Below are 9,606 nucleotides of genomic sequence, written 5' to 3'. Positions count from 1 at the left end.
GAGCAGATCCCACACCGAGCCGACGACCTGTCGCTTCTCGTTCAGCGGTACCCCGCGCACGAGGTTGGCGAACACCCAGCCCCACGCCAGTGCCGGAATCCACGAGCCGATGCCGATGCCGATGTCGCACCAGGCCCGCCACTTCGGCGAGTTGATCTTCGATCGCCACTCGATCGCGCAGATTCGCAGGATCAACGCGACCAGCAACAACAGCAGGGCCAGATAGAACCCGGAGAACAAGCTCGCGTACCACTCGGGAAACGCCGCGAACATCGCACCGCCCGCGGTGATCAGCCAGACTTCGTTGCCGTCCCACACCGGGCCGATGGTGTTGAGCACGACGCGCCTGCGCACATCGGAACCCTTACCGAGGATCGGCATCAGCATGCCGACGCCGAAGTCGAAGCCCTCGAGGATGAAGTAGCCGGTGAACAGCACGGCGACCAACACGAACCAGAATTGCTGCAGACTCATCGTCGTCTCCTAGTACGCGAAGGACAGCGGCTCGACGGGTTCGGCGCGGTGCCTGCCGCCACCGCCGTCGTCATCGGGACCGAACTCGTCATCGGAAGCCGTCGGCCCTGGTTCGGGCCCGACCACGGTGTAGCGATGCATCAGGTAGTACCAGACCACCGCCAGCGCGCCGTAGAGCAGCGTGAAGACAGCGAGGGAGAAGATGACCGTTCCCGGTGCGTGATCGGAGACGCCTTGCGCCACCGTCATTCGAATGGTCTTGTCGCCGGTCAGGTTCGGCACCACCACCCACGGCTGACGTCCCATCTCGGTGAAGACCCAGCCCGCGCTGTTGGCCAGGAACGGGGTCGGGATGGCGATCAGGCACAGCCAGGAGAACCAGCGTGTGTCGGGAACTCGGCCACCGCGGGTCATCCAGAGTCCGGCCAGCAGCAAGAGCGCCGGTCCGGCCAGCAGACCGATCATGCCGCGGAAGCCCCAGTAGGTGACGAAGAGGTTGGGCCGGTAGTTGCCGGGTCCGTAGTCCTGGACGTAGGACTTCTGCAGATCCTCCACACCCTGCAACGTGACGCCGGTGAACTTGCCCTCGGCCAGGAACGGCAGGACATAGGGAACCTCCAGCAGATGCGTGACGCTGTCGCAGTTGTTGTGCGTGCCGACGGTGAGGATCGAGAACTTCGGATCGGTCTCGGTGTGGCACAGCGATTCCGCCGACGCCATCTTCATCGGCTGCTGTTCGAACATGATCTTGCCCTGGATATCGCCGGTCAGAGCCACTACGACGATCGATGCGGCGATCACCCACATGCCCGCCCGCGCCGCCGGACGCCACATGGTCTCGGCTTCGTCGAGTTTCGTGGCATTACCACTGCGTACGTTGCGCACCATGAACCAGCCCGCGATGCCGACGACGAAGGTCGCCGCGGTCAAGAACGCGCCGGCGACCACATGGGGAAACGCCGCGAGGGTGGTGTTGTTGGTGAGCAGCGCCCAGATGCTGTCCAGCTCGGCGCGTCCGGTCTCGGGATTGTATTTCGCACCGACCGGGTGCTGCATGAACGAGTTGGCGGCGACGATGAAGTAGGCCGACGCGTTGACACCGATCGCGACGATCCAGATCGTGGCGAGGTGAACGAGTTTGGGCAGGCGAGTCCAGCCGAAGATCCACAATCCGAGGAATGTCGACTCCAGGAAGAAGGCGACCAGCGCTTCGAAAGCCAGTGGCGCTCCGAAGACGTCGCCGACGAACCGGGAGTACTCACTCCAGTTCATCCCGAACTGGAACTCCTGCACGATGCCGGTGGCGACACCGATGGCGAAGTTGATCAGAAAAAGTTTTCCGAAGAACTTGGTGAGTCGGTACCAGTGTTCTTTTCCGGTGATCACCCACGCTGTCTGCATTCCCGCGACGAGCGGTGCCAGTCCGATGGTGAGCGGGACGAAGATGAAATGGTAGACCGTGGTGATACCGAACTGCCATCTGGAGACATCCAGTGTGCTCATTGCCAGCGAACTCATCGTCGGATCTCCTGCCATCGCAGTGAACTGGTGCCGAACGGTGTCGAGGGGAAATGGATGAATATCAATCTTCGTGCGGTGGGGGATAGGTGATCGACGTTCCGTCGATGCCCGCACTGAATTCCGGTGTTTGCATGTAATTCGCATACGAGCGGAACGAGGCATTGCGCCATCCCTCGTTGCGGTCGATGCTCGGACCGTGCCGCAGTCCACCCGGTGCGGCGAGGTAGACGTAGCGAATGTCTTTCGCCCGCAGGATTTCCGGGAGTGTCTCGCGGCCGAACTGAGGATTGTGCCGAGACCGGGGGACGGTCCTGATATCGACGAGCTGGGTGACGCCGTAATCATCGAGCAGGCCGACGAATTCGTCCGCGGTCCGCGTGGAATGGCCGATCGTGTACACAGTCAGCACTGTTCGATCCTAGGTGACCAGGTCGCGAATTCCGGTCAGGACTCGGCGATCGTCTTCGCGTGCAGCAGGACGTCCTCGATCATCGCGGGAGTCACCCGACCGGTAGCGGTATTGCGCTGACTCACGTGGTAACTGCCGAGCACGGTGACCGATCGGCCGTCGGGATGGGTGATGACGACTTGTGCGCCGTGGGTGAAACGGGGACGTGGGCGTGGCACGTTCCAGCCACCTGCCAGCAGGACGGTAAAGAGAGCCTGCCAGCCGAAGGCGCCGAGAACGACGATCACCCGCAGCGTCGGGCGCAGCAGCTCCAATTCCCGGCTGAGGAAAGGCGCGCAGCGCTGCCGCTCTGCGGGTGTCGGTTTGTTCTCCGGCGGGGCGCAGTGCACCGGTGCGGTGAGCCGGGTATCGAGCAGTTCGATCCCGTCGTCGCGGCTGACCGGGTGCGCGCCGGTGGCCAGACCGACCGCGTGCAGTGCGCCGAACAGGACGTTGCCGCTGGGATCGCCGGTGAACATGCGCCCGGTCCGATTGCCGCCGTGGGCGGCGGGAGCGAGGCCGACTACGAGAATTCGCGCGTCGGCGGGCCCGAAGCCCGGTACCGGTCGACCCCAATACTGTTCGTGGCGGAAGGCCGCGCGTTTGACGACGGCGACCTCCTCGCGCCAGGCGACGAGCCTGGGACAGGCGCGACAGGTGGAAACCAGGCGGTCGAGCGCGGCGATATCGGGGGTGTGGGCCGCCGCTGCCGGGGCTGCTTCCGGATCCACGCCGGTCATCGGCCCAGTCTAGTCGGCGGCCCCGATGCGGTTTCGAGACAGTTCGCCGACGGAACCATCTGCGCGGTACCGTCGGTACCAGGTACATTCGGGGGATGTTGTCCACCGAGATCGTGAGCGCCGACGGAGTCGTGCGCGGTCGTGCGGGTCGTCGAATCGCCCGCTGGCGTGCCCTGCCCTACGCGGCCCCACCCATCGGAGCGTTGCGGTTGCGTGCTCCCCAGCCCGTTCGACCGTGGACGGGGGTGCGATCGGCGACCGAGTTCGGCTTCGCCGCGGTGCAGAACCCCAACGGTGCTCGCGTGGGGCCGCGAACCTGGCAACCCACCGGGGAGGATTGCCTGACGCTCAATGTGACCGCTCCGGTGACGCCCTCGTCGACACCGCGCCCGGTCATGGTGTTCTTCCACGGTGGCGGCTATCTGATCGGCACATCGAGCATGTACTCCGGCGCACGGTTGGCCGCGCGAGGAGACGTGATCGTGGTGTCGGTGAACTACCGACTCGGTGCGCTCGGGTATGTCGATTTCAGCGAATTCTCCACATCGGAGAGACCTTTCGAGTCGAACCTCGGATTGCGCGATCAGGTCGCGGCACTCGAATGGGTGCGCCGCAATATCGCCGCGTTCGGCGGTGACCCGGACAACGTCACCATCTTCGGTGAATCGGCGGGTGCACACGCGGTGGTCAGCCTGCTGGCGACCCCCGCCGCCCGCGGCCTGTTCCATCGGGCGATCGCGCAGAGCGCCCCGGCGGACTGGACCTCGACTCCGGACGCGGCGCGCCACTTCGCCCGCCGTTGCCTGGACCGGCTCGGCGCCGCCCCGGCCGACGCCGCGACCGTCCTGAACACCGTGTCAGCGAAGGAACTGGGCCGGGCGGGTGACCGCGCGCTGGGCCGGGCGCTGCGCGAGAATCCGGGCAGTTTTCCCTACGCCCCGGTCGCGGACGGCGACTTCCTGCCGGAAATGCCCGTGGACGCGATCGCGGCGGGCCGGGCGCATCCGGTGCCGTTGATCATCGGCACCAACCGCGACGAGGCGACGCTGTTCCAGCGCTTCGCCAAGGCGGTGCCGCACACCCCCGAGCAGCTGACGACCATCTTCGGACGCTACGAACCGGGCGCCGAACAAGCGGTGACCAGCCGATACCCCGGCTACCCGGCCGCGCGAACCGCGGTGCGCGTCGGCGGGGACCACCTGTTCCTGCGTCCGACGCTGGCCGTCCTCGAAGGCCACAGCCGCTATGCCCCCACCTACGCCTACCGGTACGACTACGCCCCGCGCGCACTGCATCTGGCGGGTTTCGGCGCCACCCACGCGCTCGAACTCGTCCCTGTCTTCGGCTGGGTCGACGGACCGGTCGGCCGCGCGATGACAGCGGCAGGCGGCAGGCGGGCGTTCCTGGCGGTCCAGGACCATATCCAGGACAACTGGCTCAGCTTCGCCCGCACCGGCCGGCCGCTGCCGCCCTGGAGCCCCTACACCGCCGAACGCCGGACGACCTCCATCATCGACCATCCACCGCGCGTGCTGGTCGACCCCGAGTCCGCGCGACGCGAAGCGTGGCAAGGCATCCGGAAGTGCGAAGCATGACCGTCGAGCTCGCCGCGGGGCAGCCGGCCGATCGCATCAAGGCGCTCTACGCCGAAGACGGGCAGATCCGTGCGGCGCGTCCCGCCGAGGACGTACACGCCATCGTGACGACCCCCGGGCTCGCGACGGCGCGCATCGTCGAGACCGTCATGACCGCCTACGCCGAGCGCCCGGCGCTCGGCACGCGCCGGACCGAATTGGTCGAGTCGGGCGGACGACTGACTCGAAAGCTGTTGCCGGAGTTCGATGTACTGACCTACGGGCAGGTGTGGGAGCGCACCCGCGCGCTCGCCGCCGCCTGGCACAGTGACGGCATCGTCGCGGGGGATTTCATCGCGGTGCTCGGGTTCACCAGCGCTGACTACACCGTGCTCGATCTGGCCACGATCCATGTCGGCGGGGTCGCGGTGCCGTTGCAGGCGGGCGCGGGCCTCGAACAGTTGTATTCGATCCTCGACGAGACCGAGCCGACGGTGTTCGCGGTCGACACCGCCCACCTGGCCATCGCCGTCGACGCGATACTCGCCGGCGCAACACCACGTTCGCTGATCGTGTTCGACCATCACGCCGACGACGACGATCACCGCGATGCGCTCGACGCGGCCCGTGCCCGTCTGCGTGCGGGGGGTTCGTCCCTGGTGCCGAGCACGCTCGCCGACATCGTCGCACAGGGTCGGCTCGCCGATGCGGCTGCGCTGAGCGTGCCCGCCGACGGCGAAGACCCCCTCGCCCTGCTGATCTACACCTCGGGCAGCACCGGTACGCCCAAGGGCGCGATGTACACCCAGCGCTTGGTCGCGGTCGGCTGGCAGCCCGCGCGGCCGTTGGCCGCGATCAATGTCAACTTCCTGCCGATGAGTCATATCGCGGCCCGCCTCACCCTCAACAGCGTGCTCGCCCGTGGCGGCACCGCGTTCTTCGCGGCGGCGCCGGACCTGTCCACGTTGTTCACCGACATCACGCTCGTGCGGCCCACCGAGATCTTCCTGGTGCCGCGGGTGTGCGACATGATCATGCAGCGCTTCCGTCATGAGGTCGCCGAACGCGGCGAGGCGGCGACCGAGACGGTGAAAACCGAACTGCGTGAACAGTTCCTGGGCGGCAGGTTGATGTCGGCGCTGTGCGGCAGCGCGCCGATCGCCCCCGAGCTGCGTACCTTCGTCGAATCGGTGCTGCAATTGCGCCTGCACGACGGGTACGGCTCCACCGAGACCGGCGGCGGGGTGATCTTCGATACGAAGGTGATGCGCCCGCCGGTGCTGGACTACAAACTCGTCGACGTGCCCGAACTCGGCTATTTCGGTACCGACAAGCCGTATCCGCGTGGGGAATTGCTGCTCAAGACCACCACGATGATCGCCGGGTACTACCGCCGCCCGGAGGTGACCGCCGAGGTCTTCGACGCCGACGGCTTCTGCCGCACCGGCGACGTGGTCGCGGAGCTGGCGCCGGACCGGCTGGCCTACGTCGACCGCCGCAACAATGTCCTCAAGCTGTCCCAGGGCGAGTTCGTGACGGTATCGCGGCTGGAAGCGGTGTTCGCGGGCGCCGATCTGGTGCGCCAGATCTATGTGTACGGCAGCAGCGAACGGTCCTATCTGCTGGCGGTCGTGGTGCCCACCGACGCTGCGCTCGCGGTACCTGCCGACGGGTTGCGCGCCGCGGTGAGTTCGTCGCTGCACCGCGCCGCCGTGTCGGCTGGGCTCGAGCCGTACGAGATTCCGCGCGACTTCATCATCGAGACCGAGCCGTTCTCGACCACCGACGGGACCTTGTCCGGAGTCGGGAAACTGTTGCGCCCGAAGCTGAAACAGCGGTACGGCGAGCGTCTCGAGAAGCTCTACGCGGACCTGGCACGGGGTCAGGAAGACGAACTGCAGCGGTTGCGTCGCGATGCGCCCGGCCTACCGGTGTACGAGACCGTCGTTCGCGCCGCCGGCGCGGTGCTCGGCGGCGATTCGGCAGATCTGCGACCCGATGCGCGATTCGGTGATCTCGGCGGCGATTCGCTGGCAGCACTGTCGTATTCGTCTCTGCTGCGGGAATTGCTCGCGGTGGATGTGCCGGTGAATGTGCTGCTCGGGCCGGACAGCGACCTGGCGCGCATCGCCGACTACGTGCGCCGTGAACGCGAACCAGGCACGCACAGAACCGATTCCGACGCGGTACACGGTATCGATGCGGCCGAGATTCGCGCTGCGGATCTGACACTCGAGAAGTTCTTGGATGTCACCGCGACGGCACAGGTGCCTGCCGCGGCACCCGCGCGGACGGTGCTGATCACCGGCGCCAACGGCTATCTCGGCCGGTTCCTCCTCCTGACCTGGCTGGAACGACTCGCCCCTCGGGGCGGCAAGGTGATCTGCGTGGTCCGCGGCGGCGATGCGATCGCCGCTCGCGAGCGCCTCGACGCGGCGTTCACCAGTGACAGCGAGCTCGACACTCATTTCCAGCTCCTCGCGAAGGACACGCTGGAAGTGCTGCCCGGCGACATCGGTGAACCGAATCTCGGTCTGCCACAGCCGACATGGGACCGGTTGGCCGCCGAGGTCGATCTGATCGTGCATTCCGCGGCACTGGTGAACCATGTGCTCCCGTATGCGCAGCTGTTCGGCCCGAACGTGGTGGGCACCGCCGAGATCATCCGGCTGGCGCTGACAACGAGGCGCAAGCCGGTGAGTTACCTGTCGACGGTGGCCGTCGCGGCGCAGGGGGAGTCCTTCGCCGAGGACGGTGACGTGCGAACCATGAGCCCGGTCCGCCGGCTGGACGATTCCTATGCCAACGGCTACGGCAACAGCAAGTGGGCGGGTGAGGTGCTGCTGCGGGAGGCGGCTGAGCGGTTCGGACTGCCCGTCGCGGTGTTCCGCTCGGACATGATCCTGGCGCACAGTCACTTCCGTGGCCAGCTCAATGTGCCCGACGTCTTCACCCGGCTCTTGCTGAGCGTGCTCGTGACCGGTCTCGCGCCGCTGTCGTTCTACCGCACCGATTCTGCCGGGCAACGACAGCGCGCCCATTACGACGGACTACCAGCCGACTTCGTTGCCACGGCCGTCACCGCACTCGGCGCCGCCGCTACGAGCGGTTACCGCACCTACGACGTCCTGAACCCGCACGACGACGGCATCTCCCTCGACGTCTTCGTCGACTGGCTGATCGACGCGGACTGCCACATCGATCGCATCGACAGCTACGGCGAGTGGTTCGCCCGGTTCGAAACAGCCTTGCGGGCCCTCCCCGAACCTCAGCGCAAACACACCCTGCTCCCGCTGCTCGACGCCTATCGCCGGCCCGGTCGTCCACTGCCCGGCTCGGCTCTTCCCGCCGAGGGATTCCGTGCCGCCGTCCGCGCCGCGCAGATCGGTTCCGACAACGACATTCCGCACCTACCGGCGGATCTCATCGCCAAATATGTCCGCGACCTGACCGGTCTCGGCCTGCTGGAGTAGGCCGTACGGGGTGGGCCGGGCGATCCAGGACTGCCAGCGGCTGCCGAGGACGAGCTCGGCCAGGCGCTGGTAGCCGCCGCTGCCGGGGTGGGCACCGTCGCCCGCCCTGGCTTCGCGAGTCCAGACGGGGTCGTCGGCCAAGTGCCGTGTGGTGGCGACGAACGGCACCTTGCGTGATTCGCACAGCTCCGCCATGTCGTCGGCGAGCTCTGCGGTGCGCCGCAGGTGCTCCGCGCCGCCGTCGATGACAGGTGGTGGGCCGATTACCAGCGGATGGATCGCACGCTCCCTGCTTTCGGTCAGCAGGGTCGCGAGGTTGTCGAGGCATTGTGCCCTGCCCACCCGGACGTTGCCGTCCTCCACGACCGCGTCGTTGCTGCCGAACGAGATCACCAGACGATTGTCGGCCCCGGGCAGGACGCGCGGCTCGACCTCTCCCCAGCAGCGGCGCAGGACATCAGCGGAGGTATTGCGCCGGATGCCGAGGTTGAACGCGGTGATACCGGGCCCGCTCGCGGCGAGTACGCGGCCGACCCAGCCGCGGCACTCCGGGTCGCCGATTCCCTGGACGAAGGAGTCGCCGATGAAGCAGATGCGCAGATCCTCATTCATTCGGGCAACTGTACGAGGTGGGGGAGTGGGCTTCGAGGATCGGCCTGATCGGCAGCGGGGGAGCGCACAAGTCAAGGGGCAGAGGGTATTTGAAACCGGGTGACGATCGCGGCCGCCGTAGGTGGAGATACCGGCAACCTTCGGCGAGGGGTCTCCCGGCTAGATAATTAATCGCGATATTGCGATATGCGCATCTAACCATGTTGTTTCGTCACCCACCATCGTCGACTCCACGCACCTGAATACCCTTCAAAAACACAAGGAGAGGAGGGGGTCAGGGCTGCCGTAGTGGGGGAGCGTGCCGGTTGCTACGGCGGGGTGACCATTCGCGCCACGGCCGCCACCACCGCCGCGCGCTGCGCCGCCAGGCGACCGTCGTCGGTGGATCCCGTTCTCGCATGGGTGGCTGAGGTGCGGGTCAGATCGGTGAGCATGCGAAGCATGATCGGGGCGGGGATATCGGTGGTGACGAGGCCTTCGTGCTGACCGCGGCGGAGCTCGGTGATCTTCGCGTCGATGGTGCGACGCAGAGCTTGCGGCATGTCGCCGGATGGTTCGAGTTCGGCCCAGGCTTGTAGGCGGGCGTTGTCGGGGTGGGCGACGAAGTGGTCGAACAGTCGGCCGGCGTAGGCCGGTAGGTCGTCGGCGGACATGGCCGCTTCGCTACTGGTCTCGGTGGTCCAGCGTTCGGTGACGGCCGCGTAGAGCTCGTTTTTGCCGGGAAAGTAGGCGTAGAGCCGGTCTTTGCTGGCATGTGCGACGTC

At 66.7% G+C, this 9,606-nt stretch carries 8 protein-coding genes; 2 read left to right on the top strand and 6 right to left on the bottom strand.

Features of this window, described 5'->3' with window-relative positions; translation table 11 throughout:
• The 4 genes from cydB to ACFWF3_RS12570 all read right to left on the bottom strand — a co-directional run.
• Positions 1-474, bottom strand: a 474-nt coding sequence (gene cydB / locus ACFWF3_RS12585) for a cytochrome d ubiquinol oxidase subunit II (RefSeq protein ID WP_379313787.1), incomplete at its 3' end; no start/stop codon positions are given.
• Between the two features lie 9 nt (positions 475-483).
• Positions 484-1,977: a cytochrome ubiquinol oxidase subunit I gene (locus ACFWF3_RS12580; protein ID WP_379313788.1), complete on the bottom strand. Its 1,494-nt coding sequence runs from the start codon at positions 1,975-1,977 to the stop codon at positions 484-486.
• 79 nt (positions 1,978-2,056) lie between these two features.
• Positions 2,057-2,404 carry a DUF488 family protein gene (locus ACFWF3_RS12575; protein ID WP_379313786.1) on the bottom strand — a complete coding sequence of 116 codons (348 nt, stop codon included), beginning with the start codon at positions 2,402-2,404 and terminating at the stop codon, positions 2,057-2,059.
• A gap of 35 nt (positions 2,405-2,439) precedes the next feature.
• Complete coding sequence (locus tag ACFWF3_RS12570) at positions 2,440-3,183, bottom strand: uracil-DNA glycosylase (protein ID WP_379313785.1); 744 nt, start codon at positions 3,181-3,183, stop codon at positions 2,440-2,442.
• A gap of 95 nt (positions 3,184-3,278) precedes the next feature.
• On the opposite strand from ACFWF3_RS12570, the gene ACFWF3_RS12565 reads away from it, so the two are divergent.
• Positions 3,279-4,778, top strand: a complete 1,500-nt coding sequence (locus ACFWF3_RS12565) for a carboxylesterase/lipase family protein (RefSeq protein WP_379313784.1) — start codon at positions 3,279-3,281, stop codon at positions 4,776-4,778.
• A complete protein-coding gene (car, locus tag ACFWF3_RS12560; protein ID WP_379313783.1) occupies positions 4,775-8,230 on the top strand; it encodes a carboxylic acid reductase in 3,456 nt (1,151 codons plus the stop codon). The genes ACFWF3_RS12565 and car overlap by 4 nt, the downstream gene beginning before the upstream one ends.
• On the opposite strand, the gene ACFWF3_RS12555 is transcribed toward car, so the two are convergent.
• Entirely contained in the window at positions 8,168-8,842 is a 675-nt protein-coding gene (locus ACFWF3_RS12555) for a GDSL-type esterase/lipase family protein (protein WP_379313782.1), read from the bottom strand. The two genes, car and ACFWF3_RS12555, sit on opposite strands and share 63 nt — an antisense overlap.
• Before the next feature lie 308 nt (positions 8,843-9,150).
• The coding region (locus ACFWF3_RS12550; RefSeq protein ID WP_379313781.1) for a TetR/AcrR family transcriptional regulator at positions 9,151-9,606 on the bottom strand (456 nt) is incomplete at its 5' end.

This window comes from Nocardia sp. NPDC060220 (assembly GCF_042727815.1).
Classification (GTDB): Bacteria; Actinomycetota; Actinomycetes; order Mycobacteriales; family Mycobacteriaceae; genus Nocardia.
This window is presented reverse-complemented; position numbering and strand designations above follow the sequence as displayed.

Coding starts and splice junctions, on each gene's coding strand:
- ACFWF3_RS12580 (WP_379313788.1), bottom strand. CDS start 1,977: ATGAGCACACTGGATGTCTCCAGATGGCAGTTCGGTATCACCACGGTC.
- ACFWF3_RS12555 (WP_379313782.1), bottom strand. CDS start 8,842: ATGAATGAGGATCTGCGCATCTGCTTCATCGGCGACTCCTTCGTCCAG.
- ACFWF3_RS12565 (WP_379313784.1), top strand. CDS start 3,279: ATGTTGTCCACCGAGATCGTGAGCGCCGACGGAGTCGTGCGCGGTCGT.
- ACFWF3_RS12570 (WP_379313785.1), bottom strand. CDS start 3,183: ATGACCGGCGTGGATCCGGAAGCAGCCCCGGCAGCGGCGGCCCACACC.
- car (WP_379313783.1), top strand. CDS start 4,775: ATGACCGTCGAGCTCGCCGCGGGGCAGCCGGCCGATCGCATCAAGGCG.